Here is a 24,254-nt window from a genome sequence, read left to right on the forward strand (position 1 = left end):
AGAGGAAATTCCATGCTGTTGCGTGCCGCTGTGCTGAGTTTCCTGGCCTTGTCCGGCCCGGCCCTGGCGCAATTCGGCCCCCAGGGCCCGCCGGCCGTCGGCGTGGCCCCGGCCGAGCGCCGCCCCGTGACCGAATCCGCCGAATTCGTGGGCCGCATCGAGGCCGTGAACCGCGTGGACATCCGCGCCCGCGTCACCGGCTTCCTGGAGCAGCGCCTGTTCCAGGAGGGCAGCGAGGTGGAGGAGGGCGCGCCGCTCTACCGGCTGGAGCACCCCCCCTTCGAGGCGCAGCTGGCCCAGGCCCGCGCGAGCCTGGCCAGCGCCAACGCCACGCTGGAGAACGCCCGCGTCGCCCTGGCCCGCGCGCGGGAGCTGCGGGCGAGCGGCGCCGGCACCCAGGCCGCCCTCGACACCGCCCAGGCCACCGAGCGCACCGCCAACGCCGCCGTGCTGGGCGCCCAGGCCCAGGTGCGCGTGGCCGAGATCAACCTGGCCTATACCGATGTCGCGGCCCCCATCGCGGGCAAGATCGGCCGTTCGGTGCTGGCGCCGGGCAATGTCGTCTCCCCCACGCTGACCGAACCGCTGGCCACCATCGTCAGCCAGGACCCGATGCGCGTGGCCTTCAATGTGTCCCAGCGGCAGGTGCAGGAGCTGCGCACGCGCTATGAGGGCCGCGGCGGGCTGGATGCCACCCGGGTGCGCATCCGGCTGGTGGATGGCTCCCTGTATGGCCAGTCCGGGCGGATCGAGTTCCTGGACACCCAGGTGGACCGCAACACCGACACGCTGCTGGTGCGTGCCAGCATGCCCAACCCCCGCCTCCAGGTGCAGGGCCAGGCGGTGGATTCGCGGGAGCTGGTGGACGGCCAGTTCGTGACCGTGCTGCTGGAGGGTATCGAACCCGTGCTCTCGGTCGTGGTGCCCCGCGCCGCCGTGCTGCAGGACCAGGGCGGCTTCTATGTGTTCATCGTGGGCGAGAACAACGCCGCCACCCGCCGCAACATCCGACTGGGCCGCACCGTGGACGGCATCGCGGTGGTCGAGGACGGGTTGCAGGGCGGCGAGAGCGTGATCGTGGAGGGCATCCAGCGCGTGCGCCCCGGCGCCCCGGTGAACCCGGGCCCCGCCAGCGCCGCCCCCGCCGCCGGGGGCGCCCCCCGCGCCCCGGCGCGCTGAGGAGCCACCCGCATGCTCTCAGGCGTCTTTGTTGACAGGCCCCGGCTGGCCATCGTCATCGCCATCGTCACCACCATCGCGGGGCTGCTCGCGCTGTCGGTGATCCCGGTGTCCCAGTTCCCGGACATCGTGCCGCCCCAGGTGCAGGTCACGGCGCGTTATCCCGGCGCTTCCTCCGCCGTGGTGGAACAGACCGTCGCCCAGCCGATCGAGGCCGCGGTGAACGGCGTGGACCGCATGCTGTACATGCGCTCCAACAGCGCCAATGACGGCACCTACCAGTTGAATGTCAGCTTCGCGCTGGGCGTGGACCCGGACATCGCGACGGTGAACGTGAACAACCGGGTGCAGGCGGCCCTCGCCAGATTGCCGCAGGAGGTGCAGCGCAGCGGCGTGACCGTGCGCAAGCAATCCTCCTCGGTGCTGCAGTTCCTGCAGATCTATTCGCCCGATGGCTCCCGCAATCCGCTGTTCCTGTCCAACTACGCCACCATCAACGTGGTGGACCGCTTGGCCCGCGTGCCGGGGGTGGGGCAGGTGTTCCTGTTCGGCGCGCTCGATTACTCCATGCGCATCTGGTTCCAGGTGGACCGGCTGACCAGCCTGGGCATCGCGCCGTCGGATGTGATCACGGCCATCCAGGGCCAGAACGTGCAGGCCGCCGTGGGCCGCATCGGCGCGCGCCCGATCGGCGATGACCAGCAATTCCAGTTCAACGTGCAGACACGCGGCCGCCTGACCACGCCCGAGGAATTCGGCGAGATCGTCATCCGCGCCAACACCGATGGCTCCATCCTGCGGGTGCGGGATGTGGCGCGGATCGAGCTGGGCGCCGCGAATGAGGACACCGAAAGCCGCCTGAACGGCCGGCCCACGGTGGCGATGGGCATTTATCTCTCGCCCGGCGCCAATGCGGTGAACGTGGCCGGCGCCGTGGGCCGCGCCATGGAGGAAGTGAAGACCCGCTTCCCCAGCGGCGTGGACTACCGGGTATTCTACGACACCTCCACCTTCGTCTCCGACACCATTTATGAGGTGCTGAAGACGGTGCTGGAGGCCTTCATCCTGGTGGTGCTGGTCGTCTATCTGTTCCTGGGCAGTTTTCGCGCCACCATCATTCCCACCGTCGCCGTGCCGGTCTCGCTGATCGGCACTTTCGCGGTGCTGTTGGCCATCGGTTTCTCGGCCAATACCATCTCGCTGCTCGCCATGGTGCTGGCCATCGGCATCGTGGTCGATGACGCCATCGTGGTGGTGGAAAACGTCGAGCGCGTGCTGGAGGAACACCCGGAACTCTCGCCCGCCGACGCCACCAAGAAGGCCATGAGCGAGATCACGGGGCCCATCATCGCCATCACGCTGGTGCTGCTGTCGGTGTTCGTGCCGGTGGCTTTCATTCCAGGTGTGGCGGGCGTGATGTTCCGCGAATTCGCCGTGACCATCAGCGTGGCCATGGTGATTTCGGCGACCAACGCGCTGACGCTGTCGCCCGCACTGTGCGCGCTGGTGCTGCGCCACACCGGGCCGCGCCGGGGGCCGATCAAGTATGTGATGGCCGGCATCGACAAGATGCGGGACGGCTATGCCTGGATCGTGCGCAAGCTGCTGCGCTTCGCCATCATCTCCATCCCGCTGACGGCCGTGATCGGCTATGGCATCTATGCCGTGGGCGCGCGCACGCCGCAGGGCTTCCTGCCCACCGAGGACCAGGGCGCCTTCTTCATCCAGTTGCAGTTGCCGCAGGGTGCCTCCGTGGCCCGCACGCGAGAGGCGGTGGAGCAGGTGGAGGAGATCCTGCGCCGCAACCCCGCCATCGATAACATGCTGGCCATCGTCGGCTTCTCGCTGATCGACGGCGGCGCGCAGGCCAATGCCGCCTTCATGGTGGCGCGCATGAAGCCCTTCGCCCAGCGCACCCAGGTGCAGGACAGCGTGTTCACCGCCATCGGGCGGGTATTCGGGGAAACCCAGGGCATCCGCACGGCCAATGTCTTCGCCTTCAATATCCCGCCGATCATCGGCCTCGGCACCGGCTCGGGTTTCGATTACCAGCTGCAGGATTACGAGGGGCGCGACCCGGCCGAGCTCGGCAGCGCCGCCTTCGGCATGATGGTGGCGGCCAACCAGGACCCGCGGCTGCGCAGCGTCTTCACCACCTTCTCGCCCACCACGCCCAGCCTCTATCTGGATGTGGACCGCGACAAGGCGCAGGCGCTGGGTGTGCGCATCTCCGACCTGTTCACCACGTTGCAGGCGACGTTGGGCGGGTATTATGTCAACGACTTCAACCTGTTCGGCCGCACCTGGCAGGTGAACATCCAGGCCGAGGCCGCCGACCGCAACGATATCAGCGACATCTGGCGCATCCAGGTGCGCAACGCGCGCGGGCAAATGGTGCCGCTGCGCGCCTTCGCCGATGTGCGGGTGGTGCTGGGGGCGCAGACCATCAGCCGCTACAACAACACGCGCTCCGTGCTGCTGAGCGGCACGCCGGCGCCCGGCGTGTCCTCCGGCGCGGCGCTCATGGCGATGGAGCAGATCTCCGCCCGCTCATTGCCGCCGGGCTTTGGCTATGAATGGACCAATGTCGCCTATCAGGAACGGCAGGCGGCGGGGCAGACCAGCATCATCATCGCGCTCGCCATCCTGTTCGCCTACCTGTTCCTGGTGGCGCTGTATGAGAGCTGGACCATCCCCATCCCGGTCCTGATGTCGGTCGCGGTGGGTGGCCTCGGTGCCTTCGGGGCCATCCTCATCGCGGGGGCCAGCCTGGATGTGTATGCCCAGATCGGCCTGGTGGTGCTGATCGCGCTGGCGGCCAAGAACGGCATCCTGATCGTGGAATTCGCCAAGGAACGCCGCGAGGAAGGCCTGCCCCTGCGGGAAGCCGCGGCGCTGGGCGCCGGCATGCGGTTCCGCGCGGTGATGATGACCTCCATCGCCTTCATCCTGGGGCTGGTGCCGCTGGTCTGGGCGGAGGGGGCGGCCATGCTGTCGCGCCGCGCGGTCGGCACGCCGGTGTTCGGCGGTATGATCGCGGCGGCACTGGTCGGAATCTTCATGATCCCGATGCTGTATGTGGTGTTCCAGGGCACCCGCGAGCGCATCAAGGGCTGGTTCGTGCGCAAGCCCGCGGCGCAGCACTGACAAGGCAACCGGCATGCGGGAGGGCCGAGCCCTCCCGTTCTGTCAAAGCGCCCGGCAAGCCTCCATCAGCCATGCCTGGGTGCCGTCATCCAGCGCCCCGGCCAGCGCGGCCAGCACCCGGGCGTGATAGGCGTCGATCCAGGCGCGCTCGGCGGGCGTCAGCAGGGCGGGTTCGATCAGGGCGCGGGCATAGGGCGCCAGGGTGATCGTTTCGAATTCCAGGAAAGGCTTGGCCTGGTCGGGCTGGGGGGCTGCCTCGCGCACCAGCAGCAGGTTCTCGATCCGGATGCCGTAGGCGCCGGGCAGGTAGTAACCCGGCTCATCCGACAGGATCATCCCCGGGGCCAGCGGCACGATCTTCGCGGCGCGGGAGAATGCGACCGGCCCCTCATGCACCGACAGGAAGCTGCCCACGCCATGGCCGGTGCCGTGGTCGTAGTCCAGCCCCGCCTCCCACAACGGCCGCCGCGCCAGGGCGTCCAGATGCGGCCCGGCGACGCCGCGCGGGAAGCGGGCCACGGCCAAGGCGATATGGCCCTGTAGCACACGGGTGTAGCGCTCCCGCAGGCCCTGGGGCGCGGGGCCGGGCCCGGTGAACAGGGTGCGGGTGATGTCCGTGGTGCCGTCCAGATACTGGGCGCCCGAATCGATCAGGTAGCATTCATCCGGCTTGATCGGGCGGTCGGATTCGGCGGTGGCGCGGTAATGCACCACCGCGCCGTTCTCACCCGCGCCGGAGATGGCCGGGAAGCTCTCGGCCTGGAACAGCGGCACCTCGCGGCGGAAGGCCAGCAACTGCTCGGCGGCGGAGACCTCGGTCAGGCCGCCCTTGGGCGCCTCGCGGGCGAACCAGGCCAGGAAGCGGGCCATGGCCACCGCGTCGCGCTCATGCGCGTTGCGGGCGCCTTGCTGCTCGACGGCGTTCTTGCAGGCGCGGGGCAGGCGGCAGGGGTCCTCGCCCACGGTCAGGGCCGCGCCGGCGTCGCGCAGGGTACGGGCGAACCAGGCGGGGGTCAGGTCCGGGTCCAGCCGCACCTTGCGGCCCGCCAGGGCCTTCAGGGCGGCGGGCAGGGCCTCCCGGCTGGAAACGGAAACGGCATTGCCCAGATGGGCGCGCACCTCGGGCCCGATCTTGGCGGGGTCCATGAACAGCTGCACGCCGCCATCGGCGCCCAGCAGGGCGAAGCCGAGCGCCAGGGGGGTGTGGGACAGATCCCCGCCCCGGATGTTCAGCAGCCAGGCGAGCGAGTGCGGGTCCGCCAGCACGGCGGCGGCCTCGCCGGCCTTTTGCAGTTCGGCCGCGGCTTCGGCACGCTTGGTGGCGCTGTCCTTGCCGGCGTATTCGGGGCCATGCACCCGGGCCTGGGCCACGGGCGGGGCAGGGCGGTCCTTCCAGACGGCATCCACCGGGTTGCGGGCCAGGGGCACCATGGTCACGCCAGTATAGCGGGCGATCGCGGCTTCCGTGTGCAGCCAGGGGTCGTAGCCGATGCGCGCCCCGGGGGCCGTGGCGGCCAGCCAGTCGGGCGCCGGTTCCTCGATCAGGTGGCGGTATTCGTACAGCCTGCCGTCCACCTGCTGCCGCACCTGGGTGGTGTAGCGGCCATCGGTGAAGATGGCGGCCTTGTCCTTCAGCACCACCGCCAGCCCCGCGCTGCCGGTGAAGCCCGTGAGCCAGGAAAGCCTCTCGCCGGAGGGCGGCACATACTCGCCCAGATATTCATCGGCGCGGGGGATCAGGAACCCATCCACCCCCTGGGCTGCGATTTCGGCGCGCAGGGCGGCCAAACGGTCGGCGGCATTCATCATGATGCAGGCATAACCCGGTCAAAGCCCTTCATGAAGCCGTCGTTTGGCCCTATGTGGGGCACTGAGCACCCCTGACTACCGGAAACCCAATGCCCGACACGCCGCTGGATCGCATCCGCAACTTCTCCATCATCGCGCATATCGACCACGGCAAGTCCACCCTGGCGGACCGGCTGATCCAGACCACGGGCGCCATCAGCGCGCGCGAGATGACCGAACAGGTCCTGGACAACATGGAGCTGGAGAAGGAGCGCGGCATCACCATCAAGGCGCAGACCGTGCGCCTGAACTACCTGGCGAAGGACGGCCACACCTATGTCTTGAACCTGATGGACACGCCGGGCCATGTGGACTTCGCATACGAAGTCAGCCGCAGCCTGGCTGCCTGCGAGGGCTCGCTGCTGGTCGTCGATGCCTCCCAGGGGGTCGAGGCGCAGACGCTGGCCAATGTCTATCAGGCGATCGACGCGGGCCATGAAATCGTTCCGGTGCTGAACAAGGTGGACCTGCCCGCCGCCGAGCCCGAGCGCGTGAAGACCCAGATCGAGGACGTGATCGGCATTCCGGCCGATGACGCGGTGATGATCTCGGCCAAGACCGGCCTGAACATCGACCAGGTGCTGGAAGCCATCGTCACCCGCCTGCCGGCCCCCAAGGGCGACCCCAACGCCCCCACCAAGGCCCTGCTGGTCGATAGCTGGTACGACGCCTATCTGGGCGTGATCGTGCTGGTGCGCGTGAAGGACGGGCATCTGCGCAAGGGCCAGAAGGTGCGGATGATGTCCTCCGGCTCCATCCACACGCTGGAGCAGGTTGGCGTGTTCAGCCCCAAGATGGTGGCCGTGGACAGCCTGGGCCCGGGCGAGATGGGCTTCTTCACCGCCGCCATCAAAACCGTGGCCGACACCAATGTGGGCGACACCGTCACCGACGACCGCCACCCGGCCACCGAGGCGCTGGCGGGCTTCAAGCCCAGCGTGCCCGTGGTGTGGTGCGGCCTGTACCCGGTCGATGCCGATGACTACGAGAAGCTGCGCGACAGCCTGGCCAAGCTGCGGCTGAACGACGCCAGCTTCCATTTCGAACCCGAGACCTCGGCGGCGCTGGGCTTCGGCTATCGCTGCGGCTTCCTGGGCCTGCTGCACCTGGAAATCATCCAGGAGCGCCTGTCGCGCGAGTTCGACCTGGACCTGATCGCGACGGCCCCCAGCGTGGTCTACAAGCTGAAGCGCAATGACGGCACGGAGGAGGACATCCACAACCCCGCCGACATGCCCGATCCCACGCTGATCCAGACCATCTCCGAGCCCTGGATCAAGGCCACCATCTTCGTGCCCGACGAGTATCTCGGCTCCATCCTGACCCTGTGCAACGAGCGCCGGGGCCAGCAGGTGGAGCTGACCTATGTCGGCAGCCGCGCCATGGCCGTCTATCGCCTGCCGCTGAACGAGGTGGTGTTCGACTTCTACGACCGCCTGAAATCGGTCAGCCGCGGCTATGCCAGCTTCGACTACGCGATGGACGGGTATGAGCCGGGCGACCTGGTGAAAATCTCCATCCTGGTGAATGCCGAGCCGGTGGACGCGCTGTCCTTCATGGCGCACCGCGCCCAGGCGGACCGGCGCGGGCGCTCCATCTGCGAGAAGCTGAAGGAGCTGATCCCCCGCCAGTTGTTCAAGATCCCCATTCAGGCCGCGATCGGCGGGCGGGTGATCGCGCGTGAGACCATCAGCGCCATGTCCAAGGACGTGACCGCCAAGTGCTATGGCGGCGACATCAGCCGCAAGCGCAAGCTGCTGGACAAGCAGAAGGAAGGCAAGAAGCGCATGCGGCAGTTCGGCAAGGTCGAAATCCCGCAGAGCGCCTTCATCGCCGCCTTGAAGATGGATGCCTGAGACGAGGATGGCGGCCCGGTAGCCCCGGGCCGCCTATTGCCAGGGCGGATTCCGCGCATTAAATGCGACTGACTCGCATTTGCGGATTTCCAATGCCCCGACACATGACCCTCGCCCTGCCGGCCCTGCTGCTGGCCACCGGCGCCGTTGCCCAACAGGCGGCCCCCGATGTGCAACTGCCGCAGATCCAGGTCGAAGGGCTGGCCGAGCGCGCCGACGGCCCGGTCCAGGGCTATCGCGCCGAGCGTTCCTCCAGCGCCACCCGCACCGATACGGCGCTGCGCGACACGCCCCAGGCCGTGGTGGTGGTGCCGCGCCAGGTGCTGGAGGACCAGGCGGTGGTGCGGCTCGATGATGCGCTGCGCAATGTCAGCGCCGTCCGCCCGGGCGGTTCGGGAGGCAACCGCACGGAGGCCTATCTGATCCGGGGCTTCCGCACCCAGAACTACGCCATCGACGGCGTGATGCAGAACCCGGCCGCCGAATTCGTGAACGGCTTCCGCGACCTCTCCAATCTCGAACGGGTGGAGGTGCTGAAGGGCCCGGCCTCCGTGCTCTATGGCATCGGCGACCCGGGCGGGCTGATCAACCTCGTCACCCGCCGGCCGCAATTCACCCCCTCGGGCAGCTTGACGCTGACGGGCGGGCAGTTCGGCTATGTCCGCAACGAATTCGACATCACGGGCGGCCTGCCGGAGACAGGGGTGGCCGCGCGGCTCAGCGGGTCGCTGACGCGCGACGAAGGCTACCGCGAGATCGCCCGCCGCACGGAGCGCGTGTTCATCGCCCCCAGCGTGACGTGGCAGCCCGACGAGCGCACCCGCGTGACCATCGGCGCCACCCACTACGACCAGACCGGTCCCTTCGACCGCGGGCTGGTGGCCCAGGGGCGCGGCGTGGTGGTCCGGCGGGACAACTATTACGGCGAGCGCTGGTCCAACAACCGCTCCATCGCCTCCGACTTCAACATCCGCACCGAGCACCAGGCAACCGACTGGCTGACCCTACGCCAGTCCACCCGCTTCGACTGGGGCAGCGCGCACCGCTACAGCGCGGACCCGGTGGCGCTGGCCGCCGATGGCCGCACGCTGACGCGCCGCGCCACCGACCAGGACGACAATTCGCAAAGCGTGGACCTGCTGTTCGACGCGACGGCGCGCTTCCAGACCGGGCCGCTGGCCCACAGCACCACGGCGGGGGTGGAATACATCCACGCCAAGCGCAGCCTGGCGCTGTACCAGGGCACGCTGGCCTCGATCGACCTGCTGAACCCGGTCTATGGCGCGGCTCCGGGGCGGCTGGCGCTGCGCACGGTGCGCAATGACGTGCTGGATATGACCTCGGGTTTCCTGCAGCACCAGATCAGCTGGAATGACCGGCTGATCCTGCTGGGCGGCTTCCGCTACGACAATTTCCACCAGCGCACGATCAGCAACGGCGCCCGCAGCGCCGCCGGCGGGGACAATGTGGCCCCCCGCGCCAGCGCCCTGTACCGCCTGCGGGACAATCTGGCCCTGTTCGCGGGATGGAGCCGCAGCTTCGTGCCGCAATCGGGCCTGTCCTTCAGCGGCGCGGGCTTCGCCCCCGAAACCGGCGAGCAATACGAGGCCGGCGTGCGCGTGGATGTGCGCCCCGGCCTGACCGCCACGCTGGCCTTCTTCAACATCCGCCGCCAGAACGTGCTGGCGACGGACCCGGTGAACAGCGGCTATTCCATCCAGACCGGCACCCAGCGCTCCCGCGGGATCGAGCTGGACGTGGCGGGCGAGGTGCTGCCCGGCTGGCGTGTCTTCGCCTCCGCCGCCTATCTGGATGCGGTGGTGATCGCCGACACCACCTATGCCAGCGGCCGCGCCCTGACCGGCGTGCCGCGCTGGAGCGCCAGTTTCTGGAACAGCTACGAATTCCGGGACGGCCCGCTGCAAGGGCTGAACCTGGGCGGGGGCGTGTTCGCGGTCTCGGCGCGGTCGGGGGATCTGAACAACAGCTTCCGCGTCTCCGGCTATACGCGCATCGACCTCAGCGCCAGCTACCCGGTGCATCCGAATGCCCGCATCCAGCTCGCGGTGCGCAACCTGACGGACGCGCGCTATATCGAGGCACCGGTCAGCCGCACCGAGAACTACGCCGGCAGCCCGCGCACGGTGCTCGCCTCCCTGCGGTTCAGCTTCTGATGCGCGGGCCCGGCGCGCGGATGGTCTGGCGGGTGGCGCATCGCTGGATCGGGCTGGTCATGGGCACGCTACTGGCCCTGATCGGGCTGACCGGCGCGCTGACCACCTTCCAGCGCGAGATCGACGCCTGGCTGAACCCGGCCCTGTTCACCGCCAGCCCCGGCCCCGCCACCATCGGGGTGGAGGAAGCGATGGCCGCCGCCCTGGCGCAGGACCGGACGGGCCGTGTCACGCTGGTGCGCCTGCCGGACCCGGTCTGGCCCGTGATCACCGTGAACCAGACCCGGCGCGGCCATGATGGGCAACGGCTGTGGATGGTGCATCTGGACCCCGCCTCGGGGCGGGTGCTGGGCAGCCGGGATTTCGATGCCTCCTTCTCCCGCACCGTGAACCGGCTGCATTCCAACCTGCTGCTGCGCGAATGGTGGGGAAAGGAGATGGTGGGCATCGCCGGGCTGTTCGCGCTGGTCTCGATCGGCAGCGGGCTGTGGCTGTGGTGGCCGAAGGACGGGTTCGGCGCGGCGCTGGTGCGGCTGCGCACCCGCCCGCGCCAGATCCTCTATATCGACCTGCACAATCTGGCCGGGGCCTGGCTGGCCGTCCCACTGCTGGCTGTGGTGCTGACGGGGGTGTGGCTGGCGCTGCCCGGGGTGGTGCGCCCCGTGGTCGGGCTGGTGACCGATACCCGCGAACGCGCGCCGGTCTCCGAGGCGCGCTTCACCTGGCCGCCCGCCATCGGGGCCGCCCGCGCCCAGGCCCTGGCCGAGGCCGCCGTGCCCGGAGCCGTCGCGGGCTATGTCTCGCCCCCGCTGCCCCGGCGCAATGCCTGGCAGGTGGGGCTGCGTGGCCTGGGGGGCGACCCGCGCATCCGCAGCCGCAGCTTCGTCTGGATCGACCCCGCCAACGGCCAGCTATTGGGCATTCTGGGCGAGGGCCATGGCGCGCTGGGCGCGCGGATGGAAAAGGACGCGATCTGGCTGCACAGCGGCGTGCTGTTCGGCCGGCCGGGGCAAGTGCTGTCGCTGCTGACGGGGCTTTCCCTGCCGGTGCTGTGGGTCTCCGGGGTGCTGTACTGGCTGCGCAAGCGCCGGTTGCGGCAGGCCGGCCCGCGCCTGGTGGGCGGCCAGGCCGCGGTGGGCTGACGCGGCGGGCCAGGGCAGGGTATTCTGCCTGCCACGGAATACGCCCAGGATATGAATGCCCGCAGATCAACACGGTAACACCAGCTGGTTCCGCCGCCTCGGCCCCGGCCTGATCACGGGTGCCGCCGACGACGACCCCAGCGGCATCGCCACCTACTCCCAGGCCGGCGCGCAGTTCGGCGTGAACATGCTGTGGACGGTGGTGCTGACCTTTCCGCTGATGGCGGCGATCCAGGCCATCTGCGCGCGCATCGGCCGGGTGACGGGGCAGGGGCTGGCGGCCAACATGGTGCATGTGCTGCCGCGCCCGCTGGTGCAGGGGCTGGTGGCGCTGCTGTTCCTGGCCAATGCGGTGAATATCGGCGCGGACCTGGCCGCCATGGGTGCCGCCATGCAGCTGCTGCTGGGCTGGGGGCAGGTGCTGTTCGCCGTGCTGTTCGCGGCGGTCTCCCTGCTGTTGCAGGTGTTCGTGCCCTATCACCGCTATGTCCATGTGCTGAAATGGCTGACGCTGGCGCTGTTCGCCTACGCCGGCATCCTGTTCAGCGTGCGGATCGACTGGGCGGGCGTGGCCCAGGGCGTGTTCTGGCCGCGCCTGGCCTGGACCGCCGACGCCTTCACCCTGATCGTGGCCGTGTTCGGCACCACCATCAGCCCCTATCTGTTCTTCTGGCAGAGCGCGGAGGAGGTGGAGGACGCGACCGGCCAGGGCGCCCTGCTGGACCACCCCGAGGCCGCGCCCGCCGAACTGAACCGCATCGGCGGCGACACGCTGGTGGGGATGGGTTTTTCCAACGCCATCGCCTTCTGCATCATGCTGACCACGGCGGTCACGCTGCACGCGGCCGGCATCTCGGACATCGCGACCTCCGCCGACGCGGCGCGCGCGCTTCGGCCCATCGCGGGGGAGATGGCCTTCTTCCTGTTCAGCCTGGGCATCATCGGCACCGGGCTGCTGGCGCTGCCGGTGCTGGCGGGGTCCGTGGCCTACGCGGTGGGGGAGCTCTATGGCTGGCGCGCGGGGCTGGAGGAGAAGCCCCGCAACGCCAAGGGTTTCTATGGCATCATCGCGCTGGGCTTCGCCGCCGGGCTGCTGATGCTGTTCCTGCCCATCGACCCCATCCGCGCCCTGTTCTGGAGCGCCGTGCTGAACGGTGTGATCGCAGTGCCGCTGATGGCCGCCACCATGATCGTGGTCGGCAGCCGGAAGCATCTGGGCCCCTTCGTGGCGGGGTTCTGGCTGCGGGTGCTGGGGTGGCTGGCCACCGCCGTGATGGCCGCCGCCGCCCTCGCCATGTTCCTGGTGTGAGGGCGGCCCCCAAGTCTTGCACTGGACAGGCGCGCCCTTCGGCCCCTAGGGAGGGCGCGTGTTCAGCCTCGTCTTCAGCCGCCGCTACGCCATGGCGCACCGCCTGATCGCGGGCCTCTCCGAGGCCTGCGCGATCCCGCATGGCCATAATGAGACCGTGACGGTCACCCTGCGCGCCACCGCCCCCGCGCGGCTGGACGGCAACGCCAACATGGTCGAGCCCTTCGAGCGCGCCAAATCCACCTGGCATCGCTGGATCGACGGGCATCTGGACCATTCCCTGCACCTGTCGGGCGACGACCCGCTGCTGGACTGGTTCGCGGAGCGCGAGCCGCACCGGCTGCCCCGTATCCTGGTCACCCCCGGGGACCCGACGACCGAGGTTCTGGCCGCTTGCCTGATGGCCAAGCTGAACGCCTTCCTGGCCGCCGATGGCGGGCGGCTGAGCTGCGCCGCCATCCGCATCGAGGAAACCCCCACCAACGCCGTCACCTTCGAGGGCGATCCGCTGGCGGCACTGCCGCGCGTGATGCGCGGCAACCCGTGGTGGCTGCGCGCGGATATGAGCATCAACGACCTGGCGCCGGTGCTGGCGTGACCTACGCGGTCAAGGAGATCTTCTACACCCTGCAGGGTGAGGGCGCGCAGGCCGGCCGGCCGGCGGTGTTCTGCCGCTTCGCGGGCTGCAACCTATGGTCTGGCCGCGAGGAAGACCGCGCCCAGGCCGTCTGCCAGTTCTGCGACACCGATTTCGTGGGCACCGACGGCACGGCGGGCGGGAAATACCCCGATGCGGCGGCGCTGGCCGATGCGGTCGCGGCGCATTGGCCCTCCGGCGGGCGCCCCTTCGTCGTCTGCACGGGCGGTGAGCCGCTGCTGCAACTGGACGAATCCCTGATCGAGGCCCTGCATGCCCGCGGCTTCGAGGTGGCGGTGGAGACCAACGGCACCATCGCCCCCGCACCCGCGGGGCTCGACTGGATCTGCGTCAGCCCCAAGGCCGGCGCCGAGCTGCGCCTGACCCGGGGCCATGAGCTGAAGCTGGTGATCCCCCAGCCCGGCATCGAGCTGGAAGCGATGGAGAAGCTGGATTTCACCCGCTTCTCCCTGCAGCCCATGGACGGGCCGGACGCCGCCCGGAACACCCAGGCGGCGCTGGAACTCTGCCTGGCCCGCCCGCAATGGCAGCTCAGCCTGCAGACGCACAAGCTGCTGGATATCCGCTAGCTTCCGGTAAAATTCGGCGCCCGCTTGTTCAGCATCGCGTCCACCGCTTCCTTGTGGTCGGCGGTTTCGTGCGCGATGGCCTGGAAGGCCGCGCTCATCTCCAGCAACGTGTCCAGGCGGGTGTGCTGCCCCTCACGCAACAGCCGCTTGGTCATGCGCAGCATCTGGGGCGGGTTCTTGGCCACGCGCGCGGCCAGGGCGCGGGCCGCGGGCAGCAATTCCGCATGCGGCACCACCTGAGAGACCAGCCCGACCTTCAGCCCCTGTTCCGGCGTCAGCGGATCGCCGGTGAAGCTCATCTCGCAGGCGACGGACATGCCCACCACGCGCGGCAGCAGCCAGGCCCCGCCATCGCCGGGCACGATGCCGACCCGGATGAAGCTCTCGGCGAAGATCGCCTTGTCGCTGGCGATGCGCATGTCGCACATCAGCGCCAGATCGAGCCCCGCGCCGATGGCCGGGCCGTTGATGGCAGCGATCGTCGGCAGGTTCAGGTCATACAGCGCCAGCGGGATCATCTGGATGCCGCGCCGGTAGTTCTCGCGCATGCTGGCCGGGCCCTCGCCGGACATCATGCCGCTGCGGTCGCGCATGCTCTTCAGGTCGCCGCCGGCGCAGAAGGCCGGGTCGGCGCCGGTCACGATCACGCAGCGCACGCTGTCATCGCGCTCGATGCGGCGGCAGGCGGCGACCACCTCCTCGCACTCGTCGCGGCTGCCGATGGCGTTGCGCTTGGCCGGCGCGTTCAGGGTGAGCGTGACGACCGGGCCGTCCTGCTCGTACTTGATGAAATCGGTCATGCGGTTCTCACGTCACGAGAGGTGATGTCGGCCCAGAGCGCGGCGCCGCCCCGGGAAATGGCCTCGGCGCCGATCTCGGCGGCCCAGGCGCGTTCGCTGCCGCCTTCGTCCCGCCAGGACCACAGGCGGCGGGTGAAGTGGTGCAGCTCGTGCTCCTCGGTGATGCCGATGGCGGCGAAGACCTGGTGCACGCGGCTGGCGGCGAGTTCGGCGGCCTCGCCCGCGATGATCTTGGCGCAGGCGATCTCGAAGCCCGCATCCAGCAGCCCGCGCGCGTCCACCGCGCGGGCGGCGATGCCCACGGCGGATTCCAGCGCCGCCACCTCACCCGCCACCAGGGCCAGGGATTGCTGGATGGCCTGGAATTTCCCGATCGGGCGGCCGAACTGCTTGCGGGTGTTCGCCCATTCCACGGCCAGGTTCAGCGCGTGGCGCGCGGCACCGGCCATCTGCGCCGCGCGCAGCAAGGCCAGCCCCAGCCGCATCGCGCGCGGCGAGGGCCCGCCCGCCGTCAGCGATGCGCCCAGGCGCAGCGCGTCGCGCGGCTCCCGCGCCAGGTTCAGGCCGGGGGTGTGGCCGGTCACGGGCCGCACGCCGGCCTCCGTCACGGCATGGGCGGCGAAGCGGCCAAAGGGCGCGTCGCTGGCCCCCAACGTCAGCACGCCCTCGACCGGGGAGGCCAGCAGGGCATTGGCCAGCATCGCCTCGGCCACCGGCACGGGGGCGCCGTGGCGGCCCAACACCTGCCAGATCGCCACGGCATCGGCCCAGGACAGGCCCACCCCGCCCGCATCCTCCGGCACCAGGGCCAGGGTCAGGCCCTGTTCCTCCAGCGCGGTCCAGGTCTCTGCCAGCCATTCCCCGGCCTCCAGGCGGCGCAGCCGGGTGGGGCCGTTGCCGTCATTCAGCAACCGGTCGATCTGCCCGGTGATCGCGTCTCCGATCTCGCTCATCTGAGGCCAAGCTCCCGGGCGATGATGCCGCGCAGGATCTCGCGCGTGCCGCCCCTCAGGCTGAAGGTGGGGGAAAGCTGCACCAGGTCATGCAGCAGGGCGCGCAGGGCGGGGGGCGTGTCCTCGGGTTCCAGCAGGGCGCGGATGGCCTCGGGCAGGTGCTGCTCGAAGCTGTTGCCGACATCCTTCACCAGGGCGGCCTCCCGCGCGGGGGATTGGCCTTGCTCCAGCATGCCGGCGACCGACAGCGACATGCCGCGCAGCGTGTTCAGCCGCGCGACCAGCCGGCCGATGGGCACGGCGGCCTCCGGCCCCACCGCGTCGATCCCCGCGCTCAGTGCGGGGAAGGAGGACAGCACCCGGTCCGGCCCGCTGCGCTCGAAGGCGAGTTCGGCGGTGGCCTGTTCCCACCCCGCGCCCTCCCGGCCCAGCAGCGCGTCGGCGGGCAGCAGCACGTCGTCGAAGGTGACTTCGTTGAAGCTTTCCTCGCCCAGCATGTCCTTGATGGGGCGGATGGTGATGCCGGGCGTGCGCAGGTCCACCAGGAATTGCGAGAGCCCCGCATGGCGCGACCCGCCCTCCGGCGCCGGCGATGTCCGCACCAGCGCGATCATGTAGTCCGACAGATGCGCGAAGGTGGTCCAGATTTTCCGGCCGTTGATCTTCCAGCCTTCGTTGGTGCGTTCGGCCTTGGTGCGCAGGCTGGCCAGGTCGCTACCGGAATCGGGCTCGGACAGACCGATGCAGAAGGCGAGTTCGCCCGCCGCGATGCCGGGCAGGATGCGGCGCTTCTGCTCCTCGGTGCCCAGGCGCAGGATCAGCGGCCCCGATTGCCGGTCGCCGATCCAATGCGCACCGACCGGCGCGCCCTGGGCCAGCAGTTCCTCCAGCACCACGGTGCGTTCCAGGCCGGAGCGTTCATGCCCGCCATATTCCTTCGGCCAGACCATGCCGATCCAGCCGCGCTTGCCCAGTTCGCGCGAGAAGCCGCGGTCAAAACCCATCCAGGAACGGGCGCGCACGGCGGGCCCCCAATCATATCCGGCCAGGAATGCGCGCACGTTGGCACGCAAGGCGTCTGTGCCTTCCGGCAGGTTCGGTATGTCGAACCGCATTGTTTCCCCCTTTACGTCCCCGAACGCTGCCATAGGCTGCGCGGCCGAGGAAACCGGGAGCATCATCATGGAAAAATTCGGCATGGGCCAGCCCGTACGCCGCAAGGAGGATACGAGGCTCCTGACCGGCCGTGGCCACTACACCGACGACCTGAACCGCGAGGGCCAGGCGCATCTGGTGGTGCTGCGTTCCCCGCACGCCCATGCCCGGATTCTGTCCCTGGATGTGACGGAGGCGCGCGCCGCCCCCGGCGTTCTGGCGGTGCTGACGGCCGATGAGGCGGCGGCCGATGGCCTCGGCCTGTTCCCCGTGATGGTGGATGTGCCCGGCAAGGGCGGCACCAAGCTGGCGGCACCCCCGCGCGCCATCCTGCAAAAGGACACGGTGCGCTTCGTGGGGGACCCGGTGGCCCTGGTCGTGGCCGAAACCCGCGCCCAGGCGCAGGACGCGGCCGAGCTGATCCTGGTCGACTACGACATCCTGCCCAGCATCACCGACACGGGTGCGGCGGACGCCGAGGGCGCGCCCCAGATCTGGCCCGAGGCCCCGCGCAACACCTGCGTGTTGTGGTCCAACGGGCGCGAGGCCCTGGCGGATGAGGCCTTCGCCAAGGCCGCGAAGGTCTCCCGCATCCGGCTGGTACAGAACCGGCTGGTCGGCAACCCGATGGAACCGCGCGTGGCCGTCGGCGAATACGATGCCGGAACGGGCCGCTTCACCCTGACCAGCCCCACCCAGGGCGTGGTCCGCGTGCGGGAGGCCCTGGCCCAATACGTGTTCGGCGTGGACAAGGCGCAGGTGCGCGTTATCTCGCCCGATGTCGGCGGCGGCTTCGGCCTGCGGGGCAAGCTGTTCCCGGAATCGGCGATGGTGCTGTGGGCGGCGAAGCGCCTGGGCCGGCCCATCAAATGGCGCGCCGACCGCACCGAGACCTTCCTGTGCGACCCCCATGGCCGCGACCATGTGACCGAGGCCGAGATGGCCTTCGACGCCAATGCCCGCATCCTGGGCATGCGGGTGCGGACCAATGCGGCGGTGGGCGCCTATCTGCTGGATTTCGGGCCCCGCGTGCCCACCGTGGCGGGCGGGCGCATCCTGGGCACGGTCTATGACATGCAGGCGGTGGATGTGCAGGTGCGCTGCGTCTTCACCAACACCGCACCCACCGATGCCTATCGCGGCGCCGGGCGCCCCGAGACCGCCTATGTGATCGAGCGCCTGCTGGACCTGGCCGCGCCCGATTTCGGGCTCAGCCGGGAGGCGATCCGCGCCCGCAACTTCATTCGCCCGGACCAGATCCCCTACACCAACTGCGTCGGCAACGTGATCGACAGCGGGCATTTCGAGGAAACCCAGGGGCTGGCCCTGAAACTGGCCGATTGGGACGGCTTTGCCGCCCGCCGCGCCGAGAGCGCCGCGCGCGGCAAGCTGCGGGGCAGGGGCCTCGGCTATTTCGTCGAGGCCTCGGGCGGGCAGCCCTTCGAATGGGCGCGGGTGGCGTTCCAGCCCGATGGCATGGTGAACCTTTCGGTCGGCACCTTCAGCCACGGCCAGGGGCATGAAACCGCCTTCGCGCAATTGCTGCACGACAAGCTGGGCGTGCCCTTCGACAAGGTGCGGCTGGTGCAGGGCGACAGCGATGTGGTGCCAAATGGCGGCGGCACTGGCGGTTCGCGCTCCTCCCAGATGGGCGGTGTCGCCACCGTGCGCACCGCCGAGCTGGTGATCCAGAAGGCGCGGCGCATCGCCGCCACCCTGCTGGAAGCCGGCGTGGACGACATCGAGTTCGAGGCCGGCCGCTTCCGTGTGGCGGGCACCGACATCTCCGCCGGCTGGGACGAGCTGATCGCGGCCGGCGAGGCACCCAACCTGGACGAACAGCACGTCTACAAGCGCGACACCGAGTGCAACTTCCCCAATGGCTGCCATGTGGCCGAGGTGGAGGTGGACCCCGACACCGGGCTGGTGGAGGTGGTGCGCTATGCCGCCGTCGATGACGTGGGCGTGCCCATCAACCCGCTGCTGGTGCATGGGCAGTGCCATGGCGGCATCATGGCCGGGCTCGGCCAGGCGCTGCTGGAGCACGCGCGCTACGACGACGAGACCGGCCAGTTCCTGACCGCCACCTTCCAGGATTACTGCATGCCGCGTGCCTCGGACGCGCCGGCGTTCAACGTGGACCTGAATGTGGTGCCGTGCCCCAGCAACGACCTGGGCGTGAAGGGCGCAGGGGAGGGCGGGGCCTGCGGCGCGCCGCCGGCCATCGTCTCGGCCTTGTGCGATGCGCTGGGCGTGGCACACATCGACATGCCCGCGACGCCGGAAAAGGTCTGGCGCGCGCTTGAAAGCCGGACCGCCGCCGCATGAGCCAGAAGTTCATCCCCGCCACCTTCATTCGCGGCGGTTCCTCCAAGGGCGTGTTCTTCCACGCCAAGGACGTGCCCAGCGACCGGGCCGCGCTGGACCCGATCCTGCTGGAGGTGCTGGGCTCGCCCGACCCGTATCAGCGGCAGCTGGATGGGATGGGGGGCGGGATTTCCTCGCTCTCCAAGGGCGTCATCATCGGCCCGCCGACGCATCCTGACGCCGATGTGGACTACACCTTCGCCCAGGTCGCGGTGGACAAGCCGATCGTGGACTGGAAGGGCAATTGCGGGAATTTGTCCTCCGCGGTCGGGCCATTCGCCGTCGATACCGGGCTGGTGCAGGTCGCGGATGGCGAGGCGCTGGTGCGCATCCATCAGGTGAACACGAAAAAGATCATCCACGCCCGCTTCCCGGTGAGGAACGGCAAGGCCGAGGTGCGCGGCGACTACGCCATCGCGGGCGTGGCGGGCACGGGCGCGCGCATCCGCCTGGATTTCCTGGCCCCGGGCGGCACCCAGACCGGCGCCCTGCTGCCCACCGGCCAGGTGATCGAGGAGATCGAGGGCCTGCCCTGCACCCTGGTCGATGCCGCCAACCCGGCGGTGTTTTTCGCCGCCAGCGACCTGGGCCTGACTGGCGAGGAGACCCCCGACCAGATCGAGGCCATCCCCGGCATGATGGCGCGGCTGGACCATCTGCGGCGCCTGGCGGGCGTGCGCATGGGCCTGGCCGAAACGCCGGAGAAGGTGGGCCTCGCCGCGCCCCGCGTGGCGCTGCTGGCCCGCCCCGGCGCACCGAAGCTGCTGGATGGCTCTGTCATGACGCCCGACAGCCACGACATCCAGGTGCGCATGCTGTCCATGGAGCGCGTGCACCGCGCCGTGCCGCTGACGGGCGCGCTGGGCCTGGCCTGCGCCTGCAAGGTGGCGGGCAGCCTGCCGGCCAGCCTGTGCGGCCCGCTGCCGCGCCCCGACGAGATCCGCGTGGCCCAGCCCAGCGGCATGCTGGCCGTGGGGGCGGAGGTGCGCCACGACAATACTGGCTGGCGCGCCGAAAGTGCCGTCGTGTATCGGACCGCGCGCACCCTGATGATCGGCGCCGTGTCCATCCGGGAAGACTGAAAAAATAATCGCTTTCTTTGCGCCAAATCAAAGAACACCCCCCTCCCTGCCGGTAGCTTTCCCTCAGCGTTCACCGGCAGGGGGCATCCCGGCAGGGCAGCGATTTCAGGCCCCACCACGCTGCCTTGGTCCCCGACCCGTCCGAGGCCTCTTCGCGGGTTGCCGGTGAACGCTCTTTTTTCCATATAATTTTCAGGAAGAGGCTGCTTTGATGCCCAGCATGCTGGAAACAACCCTGCTCTGCATCCTGGTCCTTGCCCTGCTGCCCACCATGGCGCAGATGTGGCGGGCGCCGCGACCGCGCCCCATCCCCGTGCCGGCCCGCCGTCGTCACCGCCCTTTCTGAGAGAACCGATGGATTACAGCGCCTTCTTCCAGTCCAAACTCCAGGGCCTGAAGGATGAGGGACGCTATCGCGTCTTCGCCGAGCTGGAGCGTATCCGGGGGCAGTTCCCCACCGCCACCCATCATGGCCAGGCCAACAAGCCGCCGGTGAAGGTGTGGTGCAGCAACGATTACCTCGGCATGGGCCAGCACCCCGCGGTGCTCGCCGCGATGCATGAGGCGCTGGACCGTTCCGGCGCCGGTGCCGGCGGCACCCGCAACATCGCGGGCACCAACATCGACCACATCGCGCTAGAAGCCGAGCTGGCCGACCTGCACGGCAAGGAAGCGGCCCTGCTGTTCAACAGCGGCTACATGTCGAACATGGCCACGCTCTCCACGCTCGCGGCGCAGATGCCGGGCTGCGTGGTGTTCTCGGATGCGTTCAACCACGCCTCCATGATCGAGGGCATCCGCCATTCCCGCGCGCAATGCGTGATCTGGAAGCACAACGACCTGGATGATCTACGCGCGAAGCTGGCCGCCGTGCCCGCCGAGACGCCCAAGATCATCGCTTTCGAGAGCGTGTATTCCATGGACGGCGACGTCGCGCCGATCGCGGAGATCTGCGACCTGGCCGACGAGTTCAACGCCATCACCTACCTCGACGAGGTGCACGCCGTGGGCCTGTATGGCCCGCGCGGCGGCGGCATCAGCGAGCGTGACGGGCTGGCCCACCGCCTGGATGTGATCGAGGGCACGCTGGCCAAGGCCTATGGCGTGATCGGCGGCTACATCACCGGCAGTGCGCAGCTGGTGGATTTCGTGCGCAGCTTCGCCTCGGGATTCATCTTCTCCACCTCTCTGCCGCCGGCCGTCGCCGCCGGTGCCCGCGCCGCGATCAGCCACCTGAAATCCTCGGATGCCGAGCGCGCGGCGATGTTCGCCAATGTGGCGCGGCTGCGGGCGGGCCTGGATGCGCTGGGCATCGAACACCTGATGAACCCCAGCCACATCGTGCCCGTGATGGTGCGCGACGCGGCGCTGTGCAAGCGCATCAGCGACACGCTGCTGGACGAGCACGGGATCTATGTGCAGCCCATCAACTACCCCACCGTGCCGCGCGGCACGGAGCGGCTGCGCTTCACCCCCTCGCCCCTGCATGGCGAGACCGATATCGCGGCACTGCTGAAGGCGCTGGGTGAGATCTGGGCACAGAACAGCCTGTTGAAGGCGGCATAAAGGGCAGCATTGCTACCCATCCCTCCCGCTGCCACACTCGGCGCAAAGAAGCGGAGGGAAGTACCATGACCCATCAGGGCAAGCCCGTTCCCGTGACGGCGTTGCAGCGCGTGGAGATGCTCCACGCGCTGGAAAAGAAGCTCCTCTGGCTCTCCGCCTGGATGATCCACAACGCCAACCACCTGCGCCCGAACCGCGACGGGCTGAAGGTGGGCGGGCACCAGGCCTCCTGCGCCTCGGCGGTATCGATCCTGGCGGCGCTGTATTTCGATGCGCTGAAACCGGCCGACCGCGTGGCGGTGAAGCCCCATGCCGGGCCGGTGTTCCATGCCATCAACTATCTGTTCGGCCGCCAGACTCAGGAACGCCTGACCACCCTGCGCCAGTTCGGCGGTATCCAGCCCTATCCCAGCCGCATCAAGGATGGGCCGGAGGTGGATTTCTCCACCGGCTCCGTGGGGCTCGGCGTGGCGATCAGCAGCTTCGGCTCGCTGGTGCAGGATTATGTGCAGCTGAAGAAGCTCTCGCCCCCAGGCCTGCCGGCCGGGCGGCATGTCGCCGTGGTGGGCGATGCGGAACTGGACGAGGGCAACATCTATGAAGCCCTGCTGGAAGGGTGGAAGCACGACATCCGCAATGTGTGGTGGGTGATCGACTACAACCGCCAGTCCCTCGATTCCGTGGTGCCCGACCGGCTGTTCGGCCGTATCGAGGGCCTGTTCCGCGACATGGGCTGGAACGTCGTCACCCTGAAATACGGGCGCAAATTGCAGGCCGCCTTCGCGCGGGAAGGCGGGGAATCGCTCCGCCGCTGGATCGATGACTGCCCCAACAGCCTGTATTCGGCCCTGACATTCCAAGGCGGCGCGGCTTGGCGCAACGCCGTGCTGGCCGAACTCGGCCGCGAGGAGGGCATCCGCGCCATCATCGACCCGCTGAGCGACGATGAGCTCTCCGCCCTGATGACCAATCTGGGCGGCCACGACATCGAGACGCTGACCGAGGCCTTCCACGCCGCCGCCGCCGAGGGCGACCAGCCCACCTGTTTCATCGCCTACACCATCAAGGGCATGGGCCTGCCTTTCGCCGGGCACAAGGACAACCACTCCGGCCTGATGACGAAGGAGCAGATGGACACCTTCCGGCAGGTGATGAACATCCGCGAAGGCCATGAGTGGGACAAGTTCGAGGGGCTGGACACCCCGCCGGAGGCCCTGGAGGCCTTCCTCGCCAGCCTGCCCTTCGCCACGCCGCTGACGCCGGAGGGGCGGCGCCTCACCTCCCCGCAGGTGCCGGTGCCGGCGGTGCTGCCGGTGCCCAAGGTGGGCAAGGGGCGCAAGCTTTCGACCCAGGCGGCCTTCGGCGAGATCCTGGCCGAGATCGGGCGCGGGAAGGGCGAGTTCGGCCCATTGGCCGACCGCATCGTCACCACCAGCCCGGATGTCACGGTCTCGACCAATCTCGGCGCCTGGGTGAACCGGCGCGGCATCTTCGACCGGCATCTGAAGAACGACGTGTTCCGTGACGCGAAGCTGGCCAGCGCCCAGCGCTGGGGCATGTCGCCCGAGGGCCAGCATGTGGAACTCGGCATCGCGGAGCAGAACCTGTTCCTGGTCCTTGGCGCGCTCGGCCTTGCGCATAACCTGTACGGCGCACGGCTGCTGCCGATCGGCACCGTCTACGATCCCTTCGTGAACCGCGGCCTCGATGCGCTGATCTATGGTTGCTACATGGATGCGCGGTTCATGCTGGTCAGCACGCCATCGGGCCTGACCCTGGCGCCCGAGGGCGGTCAGCACCAGAGCGTGAACACCCCCCTGATCGGCATGGCGCAGGACCGGCTGGCGAGCTTCGAGCCCGCCTATGCCGACGAACTCGCCATCCTGATGCGCCACGGCTTCGCGCATATGCAGGCGGAGAACGGTTCCAGCGTGTGGCTGCGGCTTTCGACCCGGGGCCTGGAACAGCCGGAGCGCGTGCTGGACCCGGCGGCGGTGATCGCCGGTGCCTATTGGGCCGTGCCGCCCGCCGAGGGCGCGCGGATCGCCATGGCCTATCAGGGCCCGGTGGCGCCGGAGGCGATGGCCGCCTTCGAGGAACTGCGCGCGGAGGAGCCCGGCGCCGGCCTGCTGGCCATCACCAGCCCGGACCGGCTGCACCAGGGCTGGCTCGATTCGCGGCGCGTGGCGCGGGGCGGGCCGGGGGCCGAGCCCTCGCATATCGAGAAGCTGTTGGCGCCGCTGGCCCCCGGGGCCGCGCTGGTGCCGGTGCTGGATGGGCATCCGGCGGCCCTCTCCTGGCTCGGCGCGGTGCGGGGGCAGCGGGTGGTGCCGTGTGGCGTGGAACGCTTCGGCCAGTCCGGCGATATCCCCGACCTGTATGAGGCCTACGGCCTCAGCACGGAGGCGATCCTGGACGCCTGCGCCCAGGCCCTGCTGGGTTGACCCGT

The 24,254-nt window shown here is 69.4% G+C and carries 17 protein-coding genes; 13 read left to right on the plus strand and 4 right to left on the minus strand.

The window, feature by feature from the left end; translation table 11 throughout:
- Positions 1-12 precede the first annotated feature (12 nt).
- Both GT007_RS05890 and GT007_RS05895 read left to right on the plus strand, forming a co-directional pair.
- A complete protein-coding gene (locus tag GT007_RS05890) occupies positions 13-1,179 on the plus strand; it encodes an efflux RND transporter periplasmic adaptor subunit (RefSeq protein WP_160120651.1) in 1,167 nt (388 codons plus the stop codon).
- 12 nt (positions 1,180-1,191) lie between these two features.
- Complete coding sequence (locus GT007_RS05895; protein ID WP_160120652.1) at positions 1,192-4,326, plus strand: efflux RND transporter permease subunit; 3,135 nt, start codon at positions 1,192-1,194, stop codon at positions 4,324-4,326.
- Between the two features lie 42 nt (positions 4,327-4,368).
- On the opposite strand, the gene GT007_RS05900 is transcribed toward GT007_RS05895, so the two are convergent.
- On the minus strand, positions 4,369-6,135 hold the full coding sequence (locus tag GT007_RS05900) for an aminopeptidase P family protein (protein WP_236571525.1): 1,767 nt from the start codon (positions 6,133-6,135) through the stop codon (positions 4,369-4,371).
- An 89-nt stretch (positions 6,136-6,224) separates the two neighbouring features.
- On the opposite strand from GT007_RS05900, the gene lepA reads away from it, so the two are divergent.
- The 6 genes from lepA (at position 6,225) to queE (ending at position 13,882) form a co-directional block, all read left to right on the plus strand.
- Positions 6,225-8,030 (plus strand): translation elongation factor 4, encoded by a 1,806-nt coding sequence (gene lepA / locus GT007_RS05905; RefSeq protein WP_160120653.1) that lies wholly within the window; start codon positions 6,225-6,227, stop codon positions 8,028-8,030.
- A gap of 104 nt (positions 8,031-8,134) precedes the next feature.
- Positions 8,135-10,204: a TonB-dependent siderophore receptor gene (locus GT007_RS05910; RefSeq protein WP_160120654.1), complete on the plus strand. Its 2,070-nt coding sequence runs from the start codon at positions 8,135-8,137 to the stop codon at positions 10,202-10,204.
- Positions 10,204-11,346, plus strand: coding sequence for a PepSY-associated TM helix domain-containing protein (locus tag GT007_RS05915; protein ID WP_160120655.1), 1,143 nt, complete (start codon positions 10,204-10,206; stop codon positions 11,344-11,346). The genes GT007_RS05910 and GT007_RS05915 overlap by 1 nt, the downstream gene beginning before the upstream one ends.
- 55 nt (positions 11,347-11,401) lie before the next feature.
- Complete coding sequence (locus GT007_RS05920; protein ID WP_160120656.1) at positions 11,402-12,655, plus strand: NRAMP family divalent metal transporter; 1,254 nt, start codon at positions 11,402-11,404, stop codon at positions 12,653-12,655.
- A gap of 58 nt (positions 12,656-12,713) precedes the next feature.
- Positions 12,714-13,253, plus strand: coding sequence for a 6-pyruvoyl trahydropterin synthase family protein (locus GT007_RS05925; RefSeq protein ID WP_160120657.1), 540 nt, complete (start codon positions 12,714-12,716; stop codon positions 13,251-13,253).
- Positions 13,250-13,882, plus strand: a complete 633-nt coding sequence (gene queE, locus GT007_RS05930; protein WP_160120658.1) for a 7-carboxy-7-deazaguanine synthase — start codon at positions 13,250-13,252, stop codon at positions 13,880-13,882. The genes GT007_RS05925 and queE overlap by 4 nt, the downstream gene beginning before the upstream one ends.
- On the opposite strand, the gene GT007_RS05935 is transcribed toward queE, so the two are convergent.
- Genes GT007_RS05935 through GT007_RS05945 form a run of 3 tightly spaced genes read right to left on the minus strand, consistent with a single transcriptional unit; the run spans position 13,879 to position 16,783 of the window.
- Positions 13,879-14,682: a crotonase/enoyl-CoA hydratase family protein gene (locus GT007_RS05935; RefSeq protein WP_160120659.1), complete on the minus strand. Its 804-nt coding sequence runs from the start codon at positions 14,680-14,682 to the stop codon at positions 13,879-13,881. The two genes, queE and GT007_RS05935, sit on opposite strands and share 4 nt — an antisense overlap.
- Positions 14,679-15,635 carry an acyl-CoA dehydrogenase family protein gene (locus GT007_RS05940; protein ID WP_160120660.1) on the minus strand — a complete coding sequence of 319 codons (957 nt, stop codon included), beginning with the start codon at positions 15,633-15,635 and terminating at the stop codon, positions 14,679-14,681. Before GT007_RS05940 ends, GT007_RS05935 begins: the two co-directional genes overlap by 4 nt.
- On the minus strand, positions 15,632-16,783 hold the full coding sequence (locus GT007_RS05945) for an acyl-CoA dehydrogenase family protein (RefSeq protein ID WP_328798938.1): 1,152 nt from the start codon (positions 16,781-16,783) through the stop codon (positions 15,632-15,634). The genes GT007_RS05940 and GT007_RS05945 overlap by 4 nt, the downstream gene beginning before the upstream one ends.
- Before the next feature lie 34 nt (positions 16,784-16,817).
- Between GT007_RS05945 and GT007_RS05950 the strand changes: the two genes are divergently transcribed.
- The 5 genes from GT007_RS05950 to GT007_RS05965 all read left to right on the plus strand — a co-directional run bounded on the left by GT007_RS05950 (position 16,818) and on the right by GT007_RS05965 (position 24,249).
- Positions 16,818-19,118 carry a xanthine dehydrogenase family protein molybdopterin-binding subunit gene (locus GT007_RS05950; protein WP_160120662.1) on the plus strand — a complete coding sequence of 767 codons (2,301 nt, stop codon included), beginning with the start codon at positions 16,818-16,820 and terminating at the stop codon, positions 19,116-19,118.
- Complete coding sequence (locus tag GT007_RS05955) at positions 19,115-20,239, plus strand: 2-methylaconitate cis-trans isomerase PrpF family protein (protein WP_160120663.1); 1,125 nt, start codon at positions 19,115-19,117, stop codon at positions 20,237-20,239. The genes GT007_RS05950 and GT007_RS05955 overlap by 4 nt, the downstream gene beginning before the upstream one ends.
- A gap of 220 nt (positions 20,240-20,459) precedes the next feature.
- A complete protein-coding gene (locus GT007_RS22755) occupies positions 20,460-20,585 on the plus strand; it encodes a hypothetical protein (protein ID WP_268894546.1) in 126 nt (41 codons plus the stop codon).
- 8 nt (positions 20,586-20,593) lie between these two features.
- Positions 20,594-21,805, plus strand: coding sequence for a 5-aminolevulinate synthase (gene hemA / locus GT007_RS05960; RefSeq protein ID WP_160120664.1), 1,212 nt, complete (start codon positions 20,594-20,596; stop codon positions 21,803-21,805).
- A gap of 65 nt (positions 21,806-21,870) precedes the next feature.
- Positions 21,871-24,249 carry a 1-deoxy-D-xylulose-5-phosphate synthase N-terminal domain-containing protein gene (locus GT007_RS05965; protein WP_408015533.1) on the plus strand — a complete coding sequence of 793 codons (2,379 nt, stop codon included), beginning with the start codon at positions 21,871-21,873 and terminating at the stop codon, positions 24,247-24,249.
- Positions 24,250-24,254 lie beyond the last annotated feature (5 nt).

This window comes from Rhodovarius lipocyclicus, from assembly GCF_009900765.1.
Taxonomy (GTDB): Bacteria; Pseudomonadota; Alphaproteobacteria; order Acetobacterales; family Acetobacteraceae; genus Rhodovarius; species Rhodovarius lipocyclicus.

Bases quoted from the DNA above. Each gene is read 5' to 3' on its own strand.
- GT007_RS05920 (WP_160120656.1), top strand. From the start codon at position 11,402: ATGCCCGCAGATCAACACGGTAACACCAGCTGGTTCCGCCGCCTCGGC.
- GT007_RS22755 (WP_268894546.1), top strand. From the start codon at position 20,460: ATGCTGGAAACAACCCTGCTCTGCATCCTGGTCCTTGCCCTGCTGCCC.
- GT007_RS05895 (WP_160120652.1), top strand. From the start codon at position 1,192: ATGCTCTCAGGCGTCTTTGTTGACAGGCCCCGGCTGGCCATCGTCATC.
- GT007_RS05955 (WP_160120663.1), top strand. From the start codon at position 19,115: ATGAGCCAGAAGTTCATCCCCGCCACCTTCATTCGCGGCGGTTCCTCC.
- GT007_RS05890 (WP_160120651.1), top strand. From the start codon at position 13: ATGCTGTTGCGTGCCGCTGTGCTGAGTTTCCTGGCCTTGTCCGGCCCG.
- hemA (WP_160120664.1), top strand. From the start codon at position 20,594: ATGGATTACAGCGCCTTCTTCCAGTCCAAACTCCAGGGCCTGAAGGAT.
- lepA (WP_160120653.1), top strand. From the start codon at position 6,225: ATGCCCGACACGCCGCTGGATCGCATCCGCAACTTCTCCATCATCGCG.
- GT007_RS05915 (WP_160120655.1), top strand. From the start codon at position 10,204: ATGCGCGGGCCCGGCGCGCGGATGGTCTGGCGGGTGGCGCATCGCTGG.
- GT007_RS05935 (WP_160120659.1), bottom strand. From the start codon at position 14,682: ATGACCGATTTCATCAAGTACGAGCAGGACGGCCCGGTCGTCACGCTC.
- GT007_RS05910 (WP_160120654.1), top strand. From the start codon at position 8,135: ATGACCCTCGCCCTGCCGGCCCTGCTGCTGGCCACCGGCGCCGTTGCC.
- GT007_RS05945 (WP_328798938.1), bottom strand. From the start codon at position 16,783: ATGGCAGCGTTCGGGGACGTAAAGGGGGAAACAATGCGGTTCGACATA.
- GT007_RS05900 (WP_236571525.1), bottom strand. From the start codon at position 6,135: ATGATGAATGCCGCCGACCGTTTGGCCGCCCTGCGCGCCGAAATCGCA.
- GT007_RS05940 (WP_160120660.1), bottom strand. From the start codon at position 15,635: ATGAGCGAGATCGGAGACGCGATCACCGGGCAGATCGACCGGTTGCTG.
- GT007_RS05950 (WP_160120662.1), top strand. From the start codon at position 16,818: ATGGAAAAATTCGGCATGGGCCAGCCCGTACGCCGCAAGGAGGATACG.
- GT007_RS05965 (WP_408015533.1), top strand. From the start codon at position 21,871: ATGACCCATCAGGGCAAGCCCGTTCCCGTGACGGCGTTGCAGCGCGTG.